17 protein-coding genes and 1 tRNA gene are annotated in these 19,659 nt (G+C 70.3%); 7 read left to right on the top strand and 11 right to left on the bottom strand.

Features of this window, described 5'->3' with window-relative positions; all coding sequences use genetic code 11:
* Positions 1 to 11 precede the first annotated feature (11 nt).
* From EJV46_RS11015 to EJV46_RS11005, 3 genes are all read right to left on the bottom strand, one after another.
* On the bottom strand, positions 12 to 1,643 hold the full coding sequence (locus EJV46_RS11015) for an ABC transporter substrate-binding protein (RefSeq protein ID WP_131548663.1): 1,632 nt from the start codon (positions 1,641 to 1,643) through the stop codon (positions 12 to 14).
* A 98-nt stretch (positions 1,644 to 1,741) separates the two neighbouring features.
* A complete protein-coding gene (locus EJV46_RS11010; RefSeq protein WP_131548662.1) occupies positions 1,742 to 2,464 on the bottom strand; it encodes an alpha/beta hydrolase in 723 nt (240 codons plus the stop codon).
* Between the two features lie 110 nt (positions 2,465 to 2,574).
* A tRNA-Leu gene (locus EJV46_RS11005) sits at positions 2,575 to 2,661 on the bottom strand.
* Between the two features lie 637 nt (positions 2,662 to 3,298).
* Here EJV46_RS11005 and EJV46_RS22795 point away from each other — a divergent pair.
* Positions 3,299 to 3,967: a hypothetical protein gene (locus tag EJV46_RS22795; protein ID WP_165585475.1), complete on the top strand. Its 669-nt coding sequence runs from the start codon at positions 3,299 to 3,301 to the stop codon at positions 3,965 to 3,967.
* Positions 3,968 to 4,279: 312 nt separating this feature from the next.
* Here EJV46_RS22795 and EJV46_RS11000 read toward each other — a convergent pair whose 3' ends face one another.
* The 3 genes from EJV46_RS11000 to EJV46_RS10990 all read right to left on the bottom strand — a co-directional run bounded on the left by EJV46_RS11000 (position 4,280) and on the right by EJV46_RS10990 (position 6,847).
* Positions 4,280 to 5,251 (bottom strand): tripartite tricarboxylate transporter substrate binding protein, encoded by a 972-nt coding sequence (locus EJV46_RS11000; RefSeq protein ID WP_131548661.1) that lies wholly within the window; start codon positions 5,249 to 5,251, stop codon positions 4,280 to 4,282.
* Positions 5,252 to 5,369: 118 nt separating this feature from the next.
* Complete coding sequence (locus EJV46_RS10995; protein WP_131548660.1) at positions 5,370 to 5,963, bottom strand: nucleoside triphosphate pyrophosphatase; 594 nt, start codon at positions 5,961 to 5,963, stop codon at positions 5,370 to 5,372.
* Positions 5,960 to 6,847 (bottom strand): pyruvate, water dikinase regulatory protein, encoded by an 888-nt coding sequence (locus EJV46_RS10990; RefSeq protein ID WP_131548659.1) that lies wholly within the window; start codon positions 6,845 to 6,847, stop codon positions 5,960 to 5,962. The genes EJV46_RS10995 and EJV46_RS10990 overlap by 4 nt, the downstream gene beginning before the upstream one ends.
* Positions 6,848 to 7,154: 307 nt before the next feature.
* Between EJV46_RS10990 and hemE the strand changes: the two genes are divergently transcribed.
* From hemE to EJV46_RS10970, 4 genes are all read left to right on the top strand, one after another.
* The gene (gene hemE, locus EJV46_RS10985; protein ID WP_131548658.1) at positions 7,155 to 8,192 is read left to right on the top strand and encodes a uroporphyrinogen decarboxylase; all 1,038 of its coding nucleotides are present in this window, start codon (positions 7,155 to 7,157) and stop codon (positions 8,190 to 8,192) included.
* Positions 8,193 to 8,371: 179 nt separating this feature from the next.
* A complete protein-coding gene (gene hemH / locus EJV46_RS10980; protein WP_206020768.1) occupies positions 8,372 to 9,454 on the top strand; it encodes a ferrochelatase in 1,083 nt (360 codons plus the stop codon).
* Positions 9,451 to 10,089 carry an HAD family phosphatase gene (locus EJV46_RS10975; protein ID WP_165585474.1) on the top strand — a complete coding sequence of 213 codons (639 nt, stop codon included), beginning with the start codon at positions 9,451 to 9,453 and terminating at the stop codon, positions 10,087 to 10,089. Before hemH ends, EJV46_RS10975 begins: the two co-directional genes overlap by 4 nt.
* A gap of 39 nt (positions 10,090 to 10,128) precedes the next feature.
* Entirely contained in the window at positions 10,129 to 11,358 is a 1,230-nt protein-coding gene (locus tag EJV46_RS10970; RefSeq protein ID WP_131548655.1) for an MFS transporter, read from the top strand.
* Positions 11,359 to 11,385: 27 nt separating this feature from the next.
* Here the strand turns inward: EJV46_RS10970 and EJV46_RS10965 are convergent, their stop codons facing one another.
* The 3 genes from EJV46_RS10965 to EJV46_RS10955 are packed head-to-tail and all read right to left on the bottom strand — an operon-like array spanning position 11,386 to position 16,281.
* A complete protein-coding gene (locus EJV46_RS10965; protein ID WP_131548654.1) occupies positions 11,386 to 13,929 on the bottom strand; it encodes a TIGR02302 family protein in 2,544 nt (847 codons plus the stop codon).
* Entirely contained in the window at positions 13,926 to 15,281 is a 1,356-nt protein-coding gene (gene lysA, locus EJV46_RS10960; protein WP_131548653.1) for a diaminopimelate decarboxylase, read from the bottom strand. The genes EJV46_RS10965 and lysA overlap by 4 nt, the downstream gene beginning before the upstream one ends.
* 40 nt (positions 15,282 to 15,321) lie before the next feature.
* Positions 15,322 to 16,281 carry a hypothetical protein gene (locus tag EJV46_RS10955; RefSeq protein WP_131548652.1) on the bottom strand — a complete coding sequence of 320 codons (960 nt, stop codon included), beginning with the start codon at positions 16,279 to 16,281 and terminating at the stop codon, positions 15,322 to 15,324.
* A 140-nt stretch (positions 16,282 to 16,421) separates the two neighbouring features.
* Here EJV46_RS10955 and EJV46_RS10950 point away from each other — a divergent pair, with 140 nt between their 5' ends.
* The gene (locus EJV46_RS10950) at positions 16,422 to 17,096 is read left to right on the top strand and encodes a substrate-binding domain-containing protein (protein WP_165585473.1); all 675 of its coding nucleotides are present in this window, start codon (positions 16,422 to 16,424) and stop codon (positions 17,094 to 17,096) included.
* 194 nt (positions 17,097 to 17,290) lie between these two features.
* The gene (locus EJV46_RS10945) at positions 17,291 to 18,013 is read left to right on the top strand and encodes an ADYC domain-containing protein (RefSeq protein WP_131548650.1); all 723 of its coding nucleotides are present in this window, start codon (positions 17,291 to 17,293) and stop codon (positions 18,011 to 18,013) included.
* 35 nt (positions 18,014 to 18,048) lie between these two features.
* Here the strand turns inward: EJV46_RS10945 and EJV46_RS10940 are convergent, their stop codons facing one another.
* Together EJV46_RS10940 and EJV46_RS10935 are read right to left on the bottom strand one after the other, a co-directional pair.
* The gene (locus EJV46_RS10940) at positions 18,049 to 19,218 is read right to left on the bottom strand and encodes a UxaA family hydrolase (RefSeq protein WP_206020767.1); all 1,170 of its coding nucleotides are present in this window, start codon (positions 19,216 to 19,218) and stop codon (positions 18,049 to 18,051) included.
* 17 nt (positions 19,219 to 19,235) lie between these two features.
* Entirely contained in the window at positions 19,236 to 19,520 is a 285-nt protein-coding gene (locus EJV46_RS10935; protein ID WP_131548649.1) for a UxaA family hydrolase, read from the bottom strand.
* Positions 19,521 to 19,659: the final 139 nt, after the last annotated feature.

The following is a 19,659-nucleotide window of genomic DNA, read 5'->3' as shown; positions in this document are numbered from 1 at the left end:
CCCTTCCCGTGTCAGTTCCGCGCGGGGCCGCCGGCACCGGCGACCGCACCGGTCACGGGCGAGAACTCCATCGCCCGCGTGAGCTCCTGCATGCGCGGCGAATAGGTGAGGGCCGGTTTGGTCGCCCAGATGTTCACCTGGTGGTGCAGCGGGATCACCGCGATGTCGCGCTGGATGGAATCCCGGATGGCCTGCTGGTAGAGCGCCTCGCGCTGGCGCGTGTCGATGGTGGCGAGCGCCCGGTCGATGAGCGCATCCACCGCCGGGTTGGTGTAGTGCGAGGGCCGCAGCGCCGAGCCGCGGCCGCGCGGCGGATCGGGCGTGGCGGACATCGCCGTCAGCGAGGTGTCGGCCTCGCCGGTTGAGGAGGACCAGCCGGTCAGGCTCACCGAATACTCGTCGCGCAGGCCGCGGCTGAAGAACATGCTGGCCGGCATGGTGGCGACCTCGGTGCGCACGCCGATGCGCGTCCAGAACTGCGCGATGGCCTGCACGATCTCGGCGTCGTTCACGTAGCGGTCGTTCGGGCCGTTCAGCGTGATGCGGAAGCCCTGCGGATAGCCGGCCTCGGCCAACAGGCGGCGCGCGCCCTCCACGTCATGGGCGGGAACGGGAATGGTGGGATCGTAGCCCAGCGCGCCCTCGGGCATGAGCTGGCCGGTGGGCACGGCGAAGCCCTCCATGAGCTGGCGCGCCATGCCCGGCCGGTTGATCGCGATGGAGAGCGCCCGGCGCACCCGCACGTCGGCCAGCGGGTTCACCGTCATCGCGCGGCCGTTATGATCGGTGACGAAGGGCGTGACCGGCCGGTTCACGTCGACATAGAGGTAGATGAGGCGCAGGCCCGGCTTCTCGACGATGCGCAGGTTGCCGCTGCGGCGCAGCGCGGCGACGTCGCGCGTGGGCACGGCGTCGATCGCGTCCACGTCGCCGGCGCGCAGCGCGGCCACGCGGGCGCTGTCATTCGGGATCATCCGGTAGGTCACGCGGTCCCAGGCCTGGGTCGGGCCCCACCAGCCGGGATGGCGCGCGAAGACGGCACGGTCCCCCGGCGCGTAGCTGACGAAGCGGTAGGGGCCGGTGCCGATCGCGGCGCGGCCGGAATTGTAGTCGCTGGTCAGCGCGCCGGTGCCGTGCCTGCGCGAGATGATGGTGAAGGCGCCCAGCATCATCGGCATCAGCGGCACGGGCGTCGGGGTGTGAAGGCGGATCGTGTGGTCGTCGATCACCTCGATGCGGCTCACCACCTGGGTGTAGCGCGCCAGCGAGGTCGGGCTGTTGATCACGTGGGGAATGCGCGAATAGGTGAAGACCACGTCATCGGCCGTGAAGGGCGATCCGTCGTGCCAGATGACGCCCCGGCGCAGCCTCACTTCCCAGAGATTGTCGTTCAGCGCCTCCCAGGAAAGGGCGAGGCCGGGGATCGGCCGCATCCGCGAATCCGTCATCACCAGCTGCTCGAAGATGTGCTGGGTCAGCGCGTGGTTGGGCGAGAGGTCGTGGTAATGCGGGTCCATCGCCGAGAAGGCGCCGCCGACGGCGAGGTTCAGATCGGCGGCCCGGGCGGCGCGAAGGCCGGCGGGACCAGGGGCGGCAGGAAGGGCGAGGGCGGCGGCAAAGACGGCCATGGCGGCAAGGCGCATGCGGAGGTCCTTTCCCTGTCCGCGCGAGCCTGTCCGTCCGGAAGTCCCGCATGCAAGCGAAATGCGGCCGGAAGACCGGCAATTCGCCGGGGATGAGGTCAGGCGCCGCCGGAGTCCTGGGCGTTTGCCTCGAAATCGTCCATTGCCGCGGCGACCATCTCCGGCGGCAGGACGTGGCCGCCCTCGAATTCCAGGTAGCGCACCGCATAGCCCTCCTCGCGCAGACGGGCGGCGACGGGGCGGCCGCAGCGGTCGATGGGCAGGATCGCATCCTCGCGCCCGTGCGAGACGAAGAGGGAAGGCCGGCCGCGGCGCGGGCCGGGCACCACGAAGCCAGGCGAGAAGCCCATGGCATGGGTGAAGAGGTCGCCATTCGCCACGCCGAGCGACAGCGCATAGGAGGCCCCGTCCGAAAAGCCGGCGATGGCGATGCGGCGGGGATCGATGGGGAAGCGGCGGAAGGTCGCCGTCAGCGCATAATCCAGCATCGCGACGTCGAAGCCATAGCCGCCCTCGAGGATGTCCCAGCTGGAACCGCGGGACTTGGTGGCGAGGACGAGGCATTTCCGGCGGTCCGGCTCCTCGCCGAGACGCCCCAGCGCGCGGGTGGGATTCGAGGTGGCGCCGTGCAGCATCACGATCAGCGGGATGCCGCCCCCGGGCAGATCCGCCGGCACGTGCAGCACGGGCCGGTCCTCGCCCGCGCCGAGCGGGCGCCCCGGCCCGGGCGGCAGCGGCGGCGCGACCGGCGGCGCCGGCCGGGCGGAGAGCCGGCCCGCCAGCCAGCCGGCCTGCTCCTCCTCGGAGAAGGAGAGGGTCATGACGCCTTCTACGCCGATCGGGCGGCGAAATCTGGTACGGGCGGCGGGGCTCGAACCCGCACGGCCTTGCGGCCGAGGGATTTTAAGTCCCTTTTCATCGTCACAATACATGGTGCCCGGAGCGGGACTCGAACCCGCATACCCTTGAAAGGTCAGGGTTTTTAAGACCCTTGCGTCTACCATTTCGCCATCCGGGCGGATGCCACAACCCCCCTCGTTGTGACGGCCAACACCCTGTGACGGGGTATTGTCGAACCAAGCGATCGCTGGGGGATGCGGTGTAGTTATAGCTGCACCTGAAACGCCGAACAGATGGGCGACGGTCTTGCCGCCGCCCAACCACTCCAGTCAGAACAGAGTCGGATCACCGGCCGTGAGCGGCACCCCGCGATAGCGGCGACCGCTCCCGGGCCAGCTGCGCACGTGTTTGATGACGTATTCAAGATGCCCGAGGCGCGTGCGCTCATATGCGCGGACTTGCACGAGAGGGAGGGGAGAGGGTAGGGGGATAGTGTGCATATGCATATGCCTTTATGCGGTTGCTATTCCCTTGACCTCCGCATTCGGGCGGGCCAGAATCCAACCGCTCGGGGTTGATCCGGCTCCCTTCCGGGGAGACGCACGCCGGGAAATCGGCATGATGATCCACTTCACGGCGGCCCGGGGTATTGACCACCCCGGGCTGTTCCGCCGATTCCGCAGCCACCGTCATGCTCAGGACAGTGCGGTTGTTCGATCGCGCCGGTCAAGGCCTATCTAGCATCCCCTCACTCATTCACCCTTTGTGGTTCGAGTGATGGCATCTATAGTCGTTTTGAGCCGGGGAATCGAAAGATGGATATTGACAGACTCGAAGCCGAGCTGAGTGAGGCGGAGGAGAGAGCTGCTCAACTGCGGATTGACGCGGAAGAAGCAGAGCGTTGGGTCAACGACCTTAGGACTTCCCTCGCGGTCCTCCGTAAATTGGCGGGGGAGCCTGAAAAGCCTAGGCGCATTACAGCATTCACCTTGGATTCAGCGGCTTATCCTACCAGAGTACCGGGGCCATCGGTTGCAAAAATGCCTCCCAGAGGAGCAATGATTGCCGAAAAGGCCGCTGAGATTCTTTCTCGTGAGCAACGTCGTATCCGTCCCATCGATTTGGCGGAAATGCTCAATATCGAAGGAAGCTTTGACCTCGGGAGAGGAAGGCCAGGGGCTGCTACAACCGATCTGGGAAACCAACTTGCTCGCTATGGGAACGGTCGTTTTGTTGCAAGCCGATCTTATGGATGGGGTCTGTCCGAATGGGGCGACACCGTAGCTGGCCCTCTTAGGCACATGGAACAGCCGGAGAACACTAGCATCCCTCCTCCCCCGACTCCCCCGAATCGTTCAGAGGAACCACCTCCCGAGTACGATGTTGATTTAGAAAGAGATGCGCTCAACGAACGACGGGCTGAGGAAGAGTACGAACGACGAGCGGAGGAGGAGGAAGAGGCCCGGCGGAAACATGGTGAGTGAATGGTGCAGCAAGCTGCACCGAAGCGCTGCCTAGCGGGAACTAGTAAGCCAGTTATTGGCCCGCCTCAGGCCGGATTCTTGCGGGCCAAAGAAGGTGATTTCAGCGAATTTTGATGCGCAATCTAAAGCCTGTCACATAGGACGCTTCCCGATCTAATATAGATGCGGCTGTATTGCACAGGATTTGCGGAAGGACGCTTCCTAGCTGCGGAGATAGGACCGGGGTGGGGCTAAAGTCCCGAGAATTTTAGTCCCTTCCGTCTACCATTCCGGCACGCCCGCGCGGGCCGGATCATGCCAAATCCGGCAGGATCAGTCGATTGCGATCCGGGCCTGGCGGGCAATGTCCTGCCAACGGGCCGCGCTCTGCGCCACGAAGCTCTGGTTCTCCGCGGCCGGCACGATGAAGGGCTCGACGAAGGCGGTCCGCAGACGCTGGGCGGTCTGCTCGTCGCGGGCCTTGGACAGCGCCTCGGTCAGGCGGGCGACGATCGGCTCCGGCGTGCGCTTCACCACGCCGAGGTTGAACCAGATGCCGAGATCATAGCCGGCCAACCCGCCCTCGATCATGGTCGGCACGTCGGGCAGGGCGCTGGCGCGGCGCGTCGTGGTCACCGCCAGCGGACGCAAGGACCCCGAGCGGATCTGCGCGGTGGAGGTGGCGGTGGTGTCGAAGCCGAAATCCACCTCCTTCGCCAGCATGGCGGCCACGAGGGGCGAGGAGCCGCGATAGGGCACGTGGGTCGCCTCGATGCCGGCCATGCGCAGGAAGACCGTCGCCGAGAGATGCGAGGAGGAGCCGTTGCCGACCGAGCCGTAGACGAGTGGCCGGCTCTTCGCCTCCCGGATGAAGTCCTGGAGATTGGTGGCCCGCACGCGCTCGGGCACCACGGAGAGGACGTTCGCGACCTCGCCGACGGTGCCGAGGCTGACGAAGTCGCGGGCGGCGTCCACGCCGGAACTGGCGTAGAGGATGGGGTTCACGCCGAACATGGCCGTGGTGCCGAAGAGGATCGTATAGCCGTCGGGCTCGGCCTGGGCTGCCGCGACGGTGCCGATATTGCCGCCGGCGCCCGCGCGGTTCTCGATGATGACGGGCTGGCCGAGCTCGCGGCCGAGACTGTCGGCGATGATGCGGCCGACGATGTCGTTCACGCCGCCGGGCGGATAGGTGACGATCAGGCGCAGAGGTCGCGTGGGCTGCCAAGCCTGAGCGAGGGCGGGCGTGGCGAGAACGGGCATGGCAAGGGCGGTGCCGAATGCGGCGCGGCGGGTGATGTTCATCTGGGACAGTTCCTGGTTTTGATTTTTGGTAGCGCGGCGCTCGCCCGCCGGCAACCGATCGGTGCTGCAGGAAGGCAAGCTTCCCGCAGGCTTGCCCGGGGCAAAGCCCCCTCGGATGCTACCTTGGGATGACGCCCGACTCCCTCAGATAGGCGAGCAGCGGCAGCAGCGGCAGCCCCAGGATCGCGGAGTGGTCGCCGCGAATCTCCCGCATGAGCTGGATCCCCAGCCCCTCCAACCGATAGGCCCCGACGCTGGAGGTCACATAGGCGCCTTCCCTGGCGAGGTATTCGTCGAGGAAGGCCTCCGAAAAATCGCGCATTGCGAGCCGCGGCGTGGCGACGTGATGCCAGGCGCGCCCGCCGTTCCGCCAGACGACGGTCGCCGTGACGAGCTCGTGCGCGCGGTTGCGCAGCCGGTGCAGATGCGCGCGCGCGGCCTCGACATCGACCGGCTTGTCGAACCATTCCCCTTCGCAGACCAGGAGCTGGTCGGCACCGATGACGACCGCGTCGGGATGGCGCCTGGCGATGCGCGAGGCCTTCGCATCGGCCAGCAGCGCCGCCGCCTCGGCCGGCGGCAGGCCCTCGGCCCTGGCGCTCTCCTTGATGGTGGCCTCGTCCACCGACGCGGGCAGGGAGTCGAATTCCAGCCCCGCGCCCTCGAGCAGGGCGCGGCGGGCAAGGCTCTGCGAGGCGAGGATGAGCCTCACGCCCTGGTGCCCAGGATCGAGGCGGCCGGGTCCTCCGGGGCCGCGGCCCGCCGGGCGTGCTTGGCGTGCCAGAGATCGACCTGCTGCATCACTGTGGCCGCCGTCTCCTCGATGGAGCGGCGCGTGACGTCGATGACGGGCCAGCCGCGGGCGGCGCAGAGGCGGCGGGCCGCAAGGATCTCCTTCTTCACCGCCTCGGGGTCCACATATTCGCTCTCGCCCATGCGCATGCCGTCGGCGCCGATGATGCGGAGGCGATGGCGGCGGATGTCGAGCAGGGCGACGGCGTCGATGGTCAGGCCCACCACGGGGCAGGGCGGGTTCTCGAGCTCGGGCGGCAGGGCCGCGCCCGGGACGAGCGGGATATTGGCCGCCTTCACGCCGCGGTTGGCGAGATAGAAGCAGGTGGGCGTCTTGCTGCTGCGCGAGACGCCGACGAGGACGACGTCCGCATTGGCGATGCCGGCCGTGCCCTGGCCGTCGTCGTGGCTGAGCACGTAGTGCATGGCGTCGATCCGCCGGAAATAATCCGCGTCCATGACGTGCTGGGCCGCGCGCTTCTCCATGGCCCGGGCGCCGATCTCGGCCTGGAGCAGCTCGGTGACGCCGTCGAGCACCGAAAGGCAGGAGATGCCGAGGCGCGAGCAGGTCTCCTCCAGCGTGTGGCGCAGGCTGCGGTCGACCAGGGTGAAGATGACGGGCCCCGGCTCCTGCTCGATGCCCTCGATCACGCGGTCGAGGTTCATCCGGGAGCGGACCAGGAACCAGCGGTGCTGCACGATGCCCGGACTGTCGAAACGGGCGATGACGGCGCGCGAGATGCTGTTCAGCGTCTCGCCGGTGCTGTCGGAGACCAGGTGAAGGTTGGTTTGGCGGATCGCCATGGGGGCCTGTGGATGAATTGCCTGTGTTCCGGGGATCATGGGGATGGATCGGGGCCCGCCGCAATGCCGGCCGGGTCAGCGGGGATAACCGGAACATCTTTCCCCGGCCTGTATGATCCCGGAAGGCCAGGGCCGGGATTCGGGACATCGGCGGGACGGGCTGGCGGCCAGGGGGATTCCCGTCGAGTCAATCCCAGGGACAAGCCTGTGGATGGTTCCGGGGCGAATTGCCTACCCGTTATCCACAGGCCCTATCTACCACCACAGACTCTTCTTCTTTTCTTATTTCTCTGGTTTGGTCCCGGCCATGTCAGCCAAACCCGTTCTGCAGGTGCTCTCCGGGGAGAGCGTCTGGCCGCCACCCGCCTGGCTCATGCGCCAGGCAGGGCGGCATCTGCCCGAGTACCGCGCGACGCGGGCCCAGGCCGGAAGCTTCATGCAGCTCTGCCTCAACCCGGAGCTGGCGGCCGAGGTCACGCTGCAGCCGGTCCGGCGCTACGGCGTGGATGCGGCGATCCTCTTCTCGGACATCCTGATCGTGCCCTGGGCGATGGGACAGGGCCTGACCTTCGCGGAAGGGGAAGGCCCGCGCCTGCCGCCGATCCGCGATCGCGCGGGGCTGGCGGCGCTGGACGTCGAGGGCGCCGTGGCCAGGGCGGCACCGATCATGGGGACGGTGCGGCGGGTCCGCGCGGCGCTGGCGGCCGAGCACCCCGGGACCACGCTCATCGGCTTCGCGGGCGGGCTGTGGACGGTCGCCTGCTACATGGTCGAGGGCAAGGGCGGCGGCGAGTTCAAGCAAGCCCGCCGGCTGGTCCACGAGGACCCTGCCTTCTTCTGCGAGCTTATGGCGAAGCTCGAGGCGGCCACCCTGGCCTATCTCCTGGCCCAGGCCGAGGCGGGCGCCGAGGTGCTGATGATCTTCGACAGCTGGGCCGGCCAGTTGCCGCCGAGCGCCTTCCGCGAATGGGTGATCGCCCCCACGAAGCGGCTGCGGGCGGCGCTGAAGGCGGCGCGGCCGGATATCCCGGTGATCGGCTTCCCCCGGCTGGCCGGGCCCATGCTGGTCGAATACGCGGCCGCGACGGGCGTGCAGGCGGTGGCCATGGACACGGCGATGGACCCGGCCTGGGCGGCGGCGCATATCCCGGCCGCCACGGCCCTCCAGGGCAATCTGGACCCGGAGGCCCTGCTGGCCGGCGGCGAGGCCCTCCAGCGCCAGGCCCAGGGCATCCTGCAGGCCATGAAGGGGCGGCCCTTCATCTTCAATCTCGGCCACGGCGTGGAGCAGCCGACGCCGCCCGAACACGTTTCCGCGCTGATGAAGCTTCTGCGGGCCGCCTGAGCGATGGGCCGGTCAGGGGTGGGTTGAAACCGAGGCGAGAGGGGGTATGTCCCGCTGGAGCCTTCTTCGTTCGCAAGGGCTCACTGCGAAGCCTCCAGCGATTTGTTTTTGCGAGCATCTTGATCCGACCAAACGATTCCGTCTGATCGGATGATGCTCTGGATGACCAGGAATTGCAGATGACACGGCGCGTGGCGGTGGTGCTGTTCAACCTCGGCGGGCCCGATGCCCCCGAGGCGGTGCGGCCCTTCCTGGTCAACCTCTTCACCGATCCGGCGATCCTGCGGGTGCCGGATTTCGTGCGGCCCTGGCTCGGGCGGCTGATCGCCTGGAAGCGGGTCAAGGCGGCGCAGGAGAACTACGCCATCATCGGCGGCAGGTCGCCGCTGCGCGAGCTGACGGAGGAGCAGGCCCGGGCCCTGGAAACCGCGCTGAATGCGAGGGAACCCGGCACGGAGTACCGCTGCTTCGTCGCCATGCGGTACTGGCACCCCTTCTCGGACGAGGCCGCCCGCGCGGTGAAGGACTGGCGCGCGGACGAAGTCCTGCTGATCCCGCTCTATCCGCAATATTCCTCGACCACGACGGGAAGCTCCGTCACCGCCTGGAACGAGGCCAGCGCCGCCATCGGGCTCGCGCTGCCGACCTCCACCCTCTGCTGCTTCCATTCGGATGCCGGCTTCGCCCAGGCGACGGCCCGGCTGGTGGAGGAGGCCCATGCGAAGGCGCGGGCGGAACTGCCGGCGGAGGTGAAGCTGCGCGTGCTCTTCTCGGCGCACGGCCTGCCGGAGCGGATCGTCAAGGCGGGCGATCCCTATCAATGGCAGGTCGAGCGGACCATGGCGGCCGTGGTCGCGGCCATGGACTTGCCGGGGCTGGACCACGTGGTCTGCTACCAGTCGCGCGTGACGCCGCAGAAGTGGATCGGACCTTCGACGGAGGCCGAGATCGTGCGGGCCGCGGGGGAGAAGGTGGCGGTGCTGATCTGCCCCATCGCCTTCGTCTCCGAGCATTCCGAGACGCTGGTGGAGCTGGATGTGGAATATCGGCATGTCGCCGAACAGCACGGGATTCCCGGCTATTTCCGCGTGCCGGCCCAGAATGCCGATGCCGGCTTCATCGCCGCGCTGGCCGATCTCACGCGGCGGACGCAGCACTCGGCGCGCACGCTCTGCAGCTTCGCCGGCGCCCGCCAATGCCCGCGCGAGCACAGCGACTGCCCCCATGCCAAGGCCAATGCCCTGCTCGCCAAGGCGGCATGAGGACCGCCGCCATCGGGGCCGTCCTCTTCGACTGCGACGGCGTGCTGGCCGATAGCGAGGGCGTGGCCAACGGCATCGTCGCCGAGGAGCTGACCGCCCTCGGCTGGCCCATGACCCCGCATGAGGCGCAGCACGAGTTCCTCGGTCTGGCGCTGCCCGACATGGAGCCGAAGATCGAGGCCCGCATCGGAAGGCTGCCGGCCGGCTGGTCCCGGGCGCTTGGCCGCCGCATCGAGGCGGCGCTTTCCACCGGCCTTCGCCCGATCCCGGGCGCCGGGGCGGCGTTGGAGGCCGTGCGGGCGGCCGGCCTTCCCATGGCGCTCTGTTCCAACTCCTCGCGCGGCGAGCTGGCCGTGAAGATGCGCGTGCTCGGCTTCGCGCACTACTTCGAGGGCCGCATCTTCAGCTTCGAGGATGTCGAGCTGCCCAAGCCGGCGCCGGACCTCTACCTCGCCGCGGCCCGTGCCTGCGGCGTCCGGCCCGAGGACTGCCTGGTGGTGGAGGACAGCGCCCCCGGCGCCGCGGCCGGCATGGCGGCGGGCTGCCGGGTGCTGGGGATCGTGCCCGGACTCGGCGTGCCGCATATCGAGGGCATGCCGCGCTTCGCCGCCCACCTGGCGGGCCTGGACGGCTGACCGCCTTCCGCCGAGACTGATCCAGGGGGAAACCATCACATGCCGGACGCCGCCGCCGCGGCCAGCGTCGAGACGCGCCAGTCCTGGATCATCGCCATCGCTGCCCTGGCCATGCTCGCCATGGCCGCGGGGGCGCCGCTCATCGTCGTGGTGGGGCTGGTGCCCATCGCGGAGACGCTGGGCGAGGGCCGGTCGCTGCCGTCGCTGGCGACCTCGGTGGCCTATATGGGCAGCGGGATCGGCGGCGTGGTCTGCGGGCTGCTCGCGGCGCGGATCGGCCAGCGGCGCGTGGCCATGATGGGCGGGATCGCGATCTGCGCCGGGCTGTTCCTGGCCTCGCTGGGGCAGTCCTGGTCGCTGCTGGCGGGGATCGGGCTGGGCGTCGGGATCTTCGGCAACGGTGCCCTGTTTCCGCCGATGTTCGCCTATGTCTCGCTCTGGTTCGACCGGCGGCGCGGCACGGCGCTCGCGCTGGTCTCCTCGGGCCAGTACGCCGCAGGCTTCATCTGGCCCTTCTTCTTCGAGCGCGCCATCGCGGCCATCGGCTGGCAGCGCACCATGCAGGCCTACGGCCTCCTGGCGGCCTGCGCCGTCCTGACCGTCGCCGCGCTGGTGCTGAAGCCGGCGCCCCTGGCGCAGGGCGGGCCGGGCGGGATCCGGGCCTTCGCCGGCGGCCGCGTGCTCGGCATGGCGCCGAACATGGCGATGTTCCTGATCGCCGCCTGCTCCTTCCTCTGCTGCGTGCCCATGGCCATGCCGGCGGCGCATCTGGTGGCCTTCTGCGGCGACCTCGGGATCTCCGCGGCGCGCGGGGCGTCGATGCTGTCGGTGCTGTTGCTGAGTGCCTTCCTGGCGCGGCAGTTCTGGGGCTGGCTCTCGGACAAGATCGGCGGCCTGTGGACGGTGTTCCTCGGCTCGATCGCGCAGGTGGCTGGGATGCTGGGCTTCCTCGCGACGCAGGACGAGGCCGGGCTCTTCTTCGTCTCGGCCGCCTACGGCCTCGGCTTCGGCGGGATCGTGCCCGCCTATGTGATGGCGGTGCGCTCCTTGTTCCCGGCGGCCGAGGCGAGCTGGCGCGTGCCCGTGATGTTCTTCGCGAGCCTGGGCGGCATGGCCTTCGGCGCCTGGCTGGCCGGCGCGATCTACGACCGCGTCGGCTTCTACGCCGCGGCCTGGTGGGCGGGTATCGCGCTGAACCTGGTGCAGCTCGTGATCATGGGCTTTCTCCTGATGCGGCAGGGCCGGCCGCAGGAGATGGCGTCGAGCTGACCCCAGGGGGCGGCTCCCCCCGGCCCTTCAGAAGCGGCGCAGCAGCCGGTCGATGTAGTCCAGCTCCTCCGACGGCCGCTCGCGCTCGGCGCCGCGGCGGCGCAGCTCCTCCTGGAGGCGGCGGGTGCGGAGCAGCTCCGCCTCCTCCGGCACGCGGGTGTCGCTGCCGTTGTCGGCATTGCCCGTATTCTCGCGGCCGCGGCGGCCGAGCGGGTCGCGCCCCTCGCCGAGCTGCTGCTGCCCGTCCCCCTCGCCGCCCATCTCCATGTCGCCGGGGCCGTCCTCGTCGCCCTCGCCTTCCCCTTCGCCCTGGCCCTGGCCGAACTGGCGCTGCATCTGCTGCGCCATCTGGCGGCCGCCCTCCTGGAGCCGGCGCATGGCCTCCTGCTGGTGCGGCCGGGCATCGGTGCCGTTGCCAAGGGCCTCCTGCGCCTCGCGCATCGCCTGATCGGCGCGGCCCAGGGCCTCCGGGACCTCGCCGGTCAGGTCGCCCTGCTGCTGCATGAGCTCGCCCAGGGCCCGGCGCAGCGCGCGCTGGCGGCGCGCATCGTCGCGGGCGCCCTGCTGCGCCTCGCGCTCGGCCTGCTGCTGCCCGGGATCGGCCTGCGGGCGGTTCCAGGGCGATTGCTGCTGCTGGCGCCGCTGCTGCTGCGCGCGCTGCTCCGACTGCTCGGCGCGGCGCTGGCCCTGGTCCACCATTTCGCCCTGGCGGCGCACCATGTCCTGCACGGCGCCCATCTGCTGCTGGCCGCGCTCCCGCTGGCGCTGGCGCTCCGGACTCTCCCCGCGCGCCACGCGGCCCTCCTGGAGGGCGCGCAGCATCTCCTCCAGCTCGGCCAGCTCGCGGCGGGCCTCCTCCATGCGGTTCTGCCGCGCGGCCTCCTCCATGCGGCGGGTGCGGCGGTCCATGTCGCGCTGATCGAGCATGCGCTGCTGCGGATCATAGGGCAGCGCCTCGGCATTCTCGCGCTGCAGGCGCTCGGCCATCGCCTCCAGGTGCCGTCGGATGGCCTCTCGGAGCTCCTCGATCCGGCGTTCCACCTCGCTGCGCTGCTGCTCGTCCTGCGGGTTGCGCTCGGCCTCGTCCAGGGCCTCCCGGAGCTGGCGCTGCGCCTCGGCCAGCGCGCGGGCGGTGCGGCTGTCGCGGCCTTCCTCGAGGGCGAGGGCGGCTTCCCAGAGCAGCTCCTGCACCTCGGCGACGGCCTCGGGCCGCCGGTCGCGCTGAAGCTGGCCGCGCGTGGTGCGGAGCGCGAGCAGCGTGCCGGAATCATGCTCGAAGGCCTGGGGCTCGTTGGTCAGCCGCTCCAGCTCGCGCATGGCGGGACGGCGTGCTTCCGGATCCAGCGAGAGGCCCTTGCGCACCTCGATCATGGCGCGGGCGACGGGGTGGTTGAAGCTGCGCTCCGGCAGCTCGATCTGCGCCTCCTCCGAGGTGCCTTCCTGCCCGGCGCCGTCGCGCGCGACGAGCCGGAGCACGACGGCAAGCCCCGCCCAGGGATGCGCCGACAGGTCCGGCTGGGCCAGTCCGCGCGCCTGCCGGGGCGCGGCGGAGGGCAGCGTCATGTCCAGCGTGACGGGCGCGGCGTCCGGCCGGGCGGCGAGGCGGAACTCGGCCCGAAGGGCGACGACGCCCCAGTCGTCCTCGGCGCGCCAGGGCACGCGCATGGCGAGGCCGCGCTGCGCCCGGGCCGGCGCCTCGGTGAAGGCCGCGATCGGCGGGGCGTCGGCCTGGACGGCGAGGTTCCAGGCGACCAGCTCGCGGCCCTCGCGCTGGATGGCGATGCGGGCTCCGGCCGAGAGCGTGGCCTGGGCCGTGTGGCTGCCCCCGCCCAGCGCCTCGAAGGCGAGCCCGGGAGCGCCGGAGATCTCCGGCACGGCGGAGCTGCCGCCGCCCGAGATGGCGACCTGGAGCCGGCTGCCGGCCGGCACGGTCGCGGTGCCGCCGCCGGCGGGCAGGAAGATGGGCGGTGCGCCGGTGTAGTTGGGCGGCGTGACCCAGGCCTCGTAGCGCAGCGGGGCCGGGGGCGGGGTGGCGGCGAAGCTGGGCGTCAGGCCACGGGCCAGCAAAGCGGGCGCATCGGCGCCGGCCATGACCAGCGTCGCGGCGAGGGCGACCAGGAGTCCGCCGCGCAGCGCCCGCGGATCCAGCGCCGCGAGGCCGGGGCGCGGGAATCCCACGCGCAACCGGCCGATCATCCGCCGCATCCGGGCCTGATGGGCGGACCAGAGGGCGAGGCCCGCCGGGTCGGCGGTGGCGGGCCGGTCCTGCAAGGTCGCCAGCGGCCGGTGCGAGAGGCCGGTCGCGCGCTCCAGCCGGCGGTCGGTCGCGGCGGCATCGGGCAGGCGGAAGCTCGTCCAGCCGCGCCAGCCGGCCCAGCCGAGCGCTCCGAGCCAGACCAGGAGCGCGACGAGATGCAGCCAGCCCGGCACCAGCGCCGGAAGCCCCAGCAGCGCGAGCACGGCGAAGACGCCGACCACGCCCAGGGCGGGCCAGGCGGCCGGCCAGGCGGCCTCCCACCACAGGACGGCCCGGGCGAGGGCGCGCTTGCGGCGAAGGCTCGGCTCGGTCATCCCGGAGTGGGCTCCTGAACCCAGGCCGGGAGGCGCTGGCCGGCCAGCAGGGCGTCGTAGGACTGGCGGTCCCGGATCACGGAGAAGCGGGCGCCCTCGACCATGACCTCGGCCGCCAGCGGCCGGGCATTGTAGGTGCTGCTCATGGAGGCACCGTAGGCTCCCGCGTCCAGGAATGCCACGAGGGATTCCGGCGGCAGGGCCGGCAGGTCGCGGCCCTTGGTGAAGGTATCGCTGCTTTCGCAGACAGGTCCGACCACGTCTGCCGGGGAAAGCGGCGCATGGAAGGCCGCCGGCGAGACCGGGAGGATGCCGTGCCAGGCCTCGTACATGGCCGGGCGCAGCAGGTCGTTCATGGCGGCGTCCACGATCACGAAGCGCCGGGTGGCGGCATGCTTCTCGACGATCACGCGGGCCAGCAGCACGCCGGCCGGGCCGGCGATCCAGCGGCCCGGCTCCAGCATGATCTTCACGCCGAGGTCGCCCAGGCCCGCCTTGATGGCGCCGGCCAGGGCGGCCGGCGAGCCGGGGATCTCGTCCCGGTAGGGGATGCCGAGGCCGCCGCCGCAATCCACGCGCTGGACGGGATGGCCCGCCGCCCGCAGCTCGCGCACCAGCTGGCCCAGGCGCTGGTAGGCCGCCCGATAGGAGGCGACGCCCTGGGCGATCTGGCTGCCGATATGCACGGTGAGCCCCACCGGATCGAGGCCCGGCAGCGCGCAGATCCGGGCATAGAGCTCCGGCGCCGTGGCGATGGGCACGCCGAACTTGTTCTCCGTCAGGCCCGTCGTGATCTTGGCGTGGGTCCTGGCGTCCACGTCCGGGTTCACCCGCAGCGCCACGCGCGCGCGGCGGCCGAGCGAGGCGGCGACGGCGCTCAGCATCTCCGCCTCCTCGGCGGATTCGATGTTGAGCTGCAGGATGTCCTCGGCGATGGCCAGCCGCATCTCGCGCTCGGTCTTGCCGACGCCGGAGAAGACGATGCCCGAGGCCGGCACCCCGGCGGCCCGCGCGCCGCGCAGCTCGCCCTCGCTGACCACGTCGGCGCCCAGGCCCTCTTGCGCGAGGAGGTTCACCACGGCCAGCGATGGATTGGCCTTGGTGGCGTAGTGGATGGAGGCGTCGAGCCCGGCCTCGGCCAGGGCGTGTTTCAGCATGCGGGCCCGGCGGCGCAGCGTGCCGGCGGAATAGACCCAGCTCGGCGTGCCGGCGGCGGCGGCGATGCGCGCCAGCGGCACCTCCTCCATCATCAGCCCGGCCAGGGGATCCATGGCCAAAGCGGGGCGGGCGGCGAGCAGGTCGCCGAAGGAGGGGTCGGGGCTGTCGAAGACGGCGGGGGCGGGAGCGGCCATGGCCGTAGATAAGGGTGGGCGCGCCTCCGCGACAACTCCGTCAGGTCGCGGGGCGGGGCGCCCAGCCCATCGCCTTCGTCCGCAGCTCCTGGAACTTGCCCGAGGCGGAGGCCAGCCGCGCATCCCAGGCCGGGTCCGGCCCCTGGCCCGCGGAGACCTTGAAGAAGGCCTGCATCATGCAGGCGATGGCGAAGGGCTCGATCAGCGCCGCCTTGACCGCCCAGGCGAAGAGCAGCGCGAAGACGATGCCGCCAGCCGACCAGCCGCCGGGGAGGGCGTAAGCCACGGCCGCCGCCGGGGCGAGCATGAGCAGGAAGATCACGAAGGTCAGCCCGTAGATGATGAAGGTCAGAAAGGCGGCGTTGCGCAGGATCGCCGTCCCGTTCTGCGCGTAGAGCACCAGGCCCTGGCGCCCGCCCTCCCAGCTGTTCGCCGGGTTGGTGCGGAAGATGTGGGCGAGGATCACCTCGTCCATGAAGCCCAGCGAGACGCGCAGCACGGCGCGGATGAAGCCGAGGATGCCGTCGAGCCCCGGGATGGGCAGGAGATTCGCGATGCCCTGGATCAGCCCCATGATCACGCCCAGCACGCCCTTGATGAGCAGGTCCATGGCGAAGAGCGTGTTGGCCTCGGCGAAGCGGCGGCGCACCATGGCGCTGGCATGGTCGATCTGGGCGCGGCCCATGGGGATGGGGCGGCCCTCCATCACCTCGACCAGCACGGCGATATGGCCGGCCTTCACGACGTAGAGAAGGTATTCGCGCAGCATGTAGAGGACGGCGCCCACCAGCCCGAATCCCGCGAAGCCGCCGATCCCGGTGGCCGCGGCGCGGAAATCCGCGCTCCCCGCCGCGCCGATCAGCCAGCCAAGCCCGGCGCCGACGCCGGTCGCGATCACATAGGCGGCGGCGATGCCGGCATAGACCATCATGCGGAAGACGATGAACGGCGCGGTCCGGGCCATGAGGCCGAGCGCCCGGCCCACCGAGAAATCCCACATCGCAGCTCATCCCCCAGGCCAATGCCCGATCCTCGCCGCTCGAGGTGTCCGCGGGAATTCCCCAACGTGTCGCGTCCGTCGCGCGCGCCTTGCCCGTCCCGCGGCGCCGGAGGAACATCGCCCCGCATCAGGAGGCGCATGTGGCTGATCTCAAACTCTTCTCGACCCTCGGCGTGGTCAGCGTGCTGGACGAGCTCCTGCCGCGCCTCGGCCTGGAGGTGGACGCCGTCTACGAACCGACGAAGCGGCTGGTGGACCGCATCCAGGCCGGCGAGCGGGCGGACCTCGCCATCCTGACCTCGGACGCGATCGACGAGCTCACCGCCGCCGGCGTACTGGCCTCCGGCAGCCGGGTGGACCTGGCGCGCTCCCATGTCGGCATGGCGGTGGCGCCGGGCGCGGCACGGCCGGACATCTCGACCGTAGAGGCCTTCCGGCAGACGCTCCTGGCGGCGGGGACCATCGGCTATTCGCGCGCCGGGGCCAGCGGCATCTTCTTCGCCGGCCTGCTGGAGCGGATGGGGCTGGCGGCGGAGGTGAACGCCAAGGCCACCGTCATTCCGAGCGGCTTCACGGGCCAGTTGCTGCTGGACGGAAAGGTGGAGCTGGCCGTCCAGCAGGTGAGCGAGCTGATGGCGGTGCCGGGCATCGACATCCTGGGCAGGATTCCCAAGGAGCTCCAGCCGGATACGATTTTCTCGGCCGGCCTCTTCGCGGAAACCGGCAAGGAGCGGGAGGCGCGTGACTTCGTCGCGGCGATCGCCGGACCCTCTGTGGCGCTGCTCTATGTGGAGAAGGGCCTCGAACCCGTCTGAACCTTCCCATCCGGGAAATGCGGGTCGTTCAGGCAACAGGTCCGGATAATTTGCCAGGCGATGCAACCCGGCGTATTTCAACCGCGTGACGCGCGGCTAGCATGGTCCCGGTCGCACCGCACCGCGCGATCGGGGACGCCAGACAATGGACACCGCCGCGGCCGGCCCGCGGCATTCCGAGCTGTCGAGGCGTCATGATCCGGACCTTCCTGCGAATCCTGCCCATCCTGCTGCTGCCGGCCTCGGCCTTCGCGGCCTCCAGCCCCGTCGCCGTGACGGCCGAGGGCGGCGACCTGCGCGCGCAACTCCCCGATGGACGGGTCCTGCGCGGGGCGGAGCTGGTCGGCGTGGTCCTGCCCTTCCAGGGTGCCGAGCTGCGCGTGGATGCCGCGCGTCCCGACGATGGCGCGCGGGCGGGGGACGTCTGGCTGTACCGCCTCTCGGTGCGCGGGACCGACGGGCAATGGAGCGAATCCTGCGAGGCGGGCGCGCAGGCCATGGTCTTCCCCGGCCCGGCCGGCGCCGTGCGCCTGACCTGCTCGGCCGGTGCGATCGGCACCTGCATCCGCCTCGGCTACCGCCCCTGGGCGAGCACGGCCGAGGGCGTGGCGCTGGCGCCCTATCACCGCGCCTGCGTGAACCTGCTGAGGTCGGCCGAGGACAAGGCCGCGCGCATCGAGGTCTATGACCGGATCGGGATCCGTCCGGCGCCGGCGCCGGACGCCGTCTTCGACGCGGGATGGACGGTCGAGGGCCCGGTCTGCCTCGCGGACCCCGGTCCGCGCGCCAACGACCCGCAGGCCGAGATCGCGCTGGCGATCATGGCCATGACGGGCCGCACCGGCCGCGACGGCTGCACCGAGGACCGCGCCGCGGCCCTCGGCGCCCTGGTCTTCAACCGCATTCCCGCCGGCTGAAGGAGGCGACGAGGGGGAAGAACCCCCTCAAGCCCTTACGCGCTCTCGTAGAGCCGCGTCAGCGAGAACTCGCGGTGGCCCAGCAGTTCCGCCGCCGTCAGCTCCCCATCCGCCGTGCGCAGCATGCAGTCGAGCAGCGCCTCGCCGGCCTCGTCCATGTTCATCCTCTTCTGCAGGAGGCCGGTCACATCCACGTCGATGTGCTCGGACATGGTGCGCTGCGTGCGCGGGTTCGCGGTCAGCTTGATCACCGGCAGGATCGGGTTGCCGATGACGTTGCCCTGCCCCGTCGGGAAGAAATGCACGGCATAGCCCGAGGCCGCGCAGAGCGTGACCATTTCCGCCGCCGCCGAGGACGAGTCCATGAACCAGAGGCCGGAGCCGGTGGGTGCCTCCGCCTTGTCCAGCACGCCGTCCACCAGGCACTTCTTCCCGATCTTCTGGATATTGCCGAGCGCCTTCTCCTCGATGGTGGTCAGCCCGCCCTCGATATTGCCCTTGGTGGGCTGGCTGTCGCTGAGATCGCTCGTCTTGTTGGCCTCGATCACGCCCTGGTAGCGGTCGAACATCGCCTGGAACTGCTGGCGGATCTCCGGCGTCCGGCAGCGCGCCGCCACGAGATGCTCGCCGCCCGTCAGCTCCGTGGTCTCGCCGAAGACCAGCGTGTGCCCGGCCTCCCAGAGCTTGTCGAAGGCATTGCCCACCGTGGGGCAGGAGGCCAGCCCCGAGGTCGTGTCGCTCTCGCCGCATTTGGTTGAAACCCAGAGCTCCACCAGCGGCGCCTTCACCTTCTTCAGCCGCGAGGCGTGCTTCACCATGCGGTAGGCGGCGCGCGAGGCGCTGGCGATAGTATTGATGTCTCCGTTCTGCTCGATGGCGAAGCCCTCGACCGGCTTGCCGCTGGCGGCGATGCCCTCGACGATCTTCCCCGTCCAGCCCGGCTCGATGCCGATGACGATCACCGCCGCGACGTTCGGGTTCGTCCCCGTGCCGATCAGCGTGCGGAAGTGCAGGTCGAGGTCCGCGCCGAACTGCAAGCGCCCATAGGCGTGCGGGATCGCCATCGCGCCCTTGATGTTGTTCGCCACGGCCTCTGCCGCCGCGTTCGAGAGGTCGTCCACCGGCAGGACGACGACGTGGTTGCGCACGCCCATCCGCCCGTTCTCGCGCCGCCAGCCCTCGAAAGAGGAGCCTTTCAGGTCCATGCCCATCCCGCTTCCCCTTACCAGCGCTTCGTCTTGACGTTGTGGACGTGCAGGTGCTCGCCCGCGGCGATGTCGGCCACCGCTTTGCCGATATCCACCCCGTATTTGATGATGGTGTCCCCGGCCTTGATCGGCCTGATCGCCAGCTTGTGGCCGATCGGGATGTCCGACTTGGCGTCGAACTCGATCATCTTGTCCTGGTCCATGACCCAGCCGTTGATGCGGTTGCTGGCGCTCAAGCCCTCGACCACGACGACGCCGACGGAATCCCCCTCGTCATGCACGACGAAATGGATGGTCATTGCGGGTTCCTCCCCCCTGTTATGAGGGAAGGCTAGTCCGCGCATCCGGCCCCTACAACGGGCCGTCTCGTTGCGGTGCGGCCAAGAGCGTCGCGCCCCGTCGCGCCCCGCGATCCTTCAACAGGAAGCTCACAACCGG

The sequence above is a fragment of the Roseococcus sp. SYP-B2431 genome (genome assembly GCF_004336745.1).
Classification (GTDB): domain Bacteria; phylum Pseudomonadota; class Alphaproteobacteria; order Acetobacterales; family Acetobacteraceae; genus Roseococcus.
This window is presented reverse-complemented; position numbering and strand designations above follow the sequence as displayed.

Bases quoted from the DNA above. Each gene is read 5' to 3' on its own strand.
- EJV46_RS11015 (WP_131548663.1), bottom strand. From the start codon at position 1,643: ATGCGCCTTGCCGCCATGGCCGTCTTTGCCGCCGCCCTCGCCCTTCCT.
- EJV46_RS10975 (WP_165585474.1), top strand. From the start codon at position 9,451: ATGAGGACCGCCGCCATCGGGGCCGTCCTCTTCGACTGCGACGGCGTG.
- EJV46_RS11000 (WP_131548661.1), bottom strand. From the start codon at position 5,251: ATGAACATCACCCGCCGCGCCGCATTCGGCACCGCCCTTGCCATGCCC.
- EJV46_RS10945 (WP_131548650.1), top strand. From the start codon at position 17,291: ATGATCCGGACCTTCCTGCGAATCCTGCCCATCCTGCTGCTGCCGGCC.
- hemE (WP_131548658.1), top strand. From the start codon at position 7,155: ATGTCAGCCAAACCCGTTCTGCAGGTGCTCTCCGGGGAGAGCGTCTGG.
- EJV46_RS10990 (WP_131548659.1), bottom strand. From the start codon at position 6,847: ATGGCGATCCGCCAAACCAACCTTCACCTGGTCTCCGACAGCACCGGC.
- EJV46_RS10935 (WP_131548649.1), bottom strand. From the start codon at position 19,520: ATGACCATCCATTTCGTCGTGCATGACGAGGGGGATTCCGTCGGCGTC.
- lysA (WP_131548653.1), bottom strand. From the start codon at position 15,281: ATGGCCGCTCCCGCCCCCGCCGTCTTCGACAGCCCCGACCCCTCCTTC.
- EJV46_RS10955 (WP_131548652.1), bottom strand. From the start codon at position 16,281: ATGTGGGATTTCTCGGTGGGCCGGGCGCTCGGCCTCATGGCCCGGACC.
- EJV46_RS10970 (WP_131548655.1), top strand. From the start codon at position 10,129: ATGCCGGACGCCGCCGCCGCGGCCAGCGTCGAGACGCGCCAGTCCTGG.
- EJV46_RS10940 (WP_206020767.1), bottom strand. From the start codon at position 19,218: ATGGACCTGAAAGGCTCCTCTTTCGAGGGCTGGCGGCGCGAGAACGGG.
- EJV46_RS11010 (WP_131548662.1), bottom strand. From the start codon at position 2,464: ATGACCCTCTCCTTCTCCGAGGAGGAGCAGGCCGGCTGGCTGGCGGGC.
- hemH (WP_206020768.1), top strand. From the start codon at position 8,372: ATGACACGGCGCGTGGCGGTGGTGCTGTTCAACCTCGGCGGGCCCGAT.
- EJV46_RS10965 (WP_131548654.1), bottom strand. From the start codon at position 13,929: ATGACCGAGCCGAGCCTTCGCCGCAAGCGCGCCCTCGCCCGGGCCGTC.
- EJV46_RS22795 (WP_165585475.1), top strand. From the start codon at position 3,299: ATGGATATTGACAGACTCGAAGCCGAGCTGAGTGAGGCGGAGGAGAGA.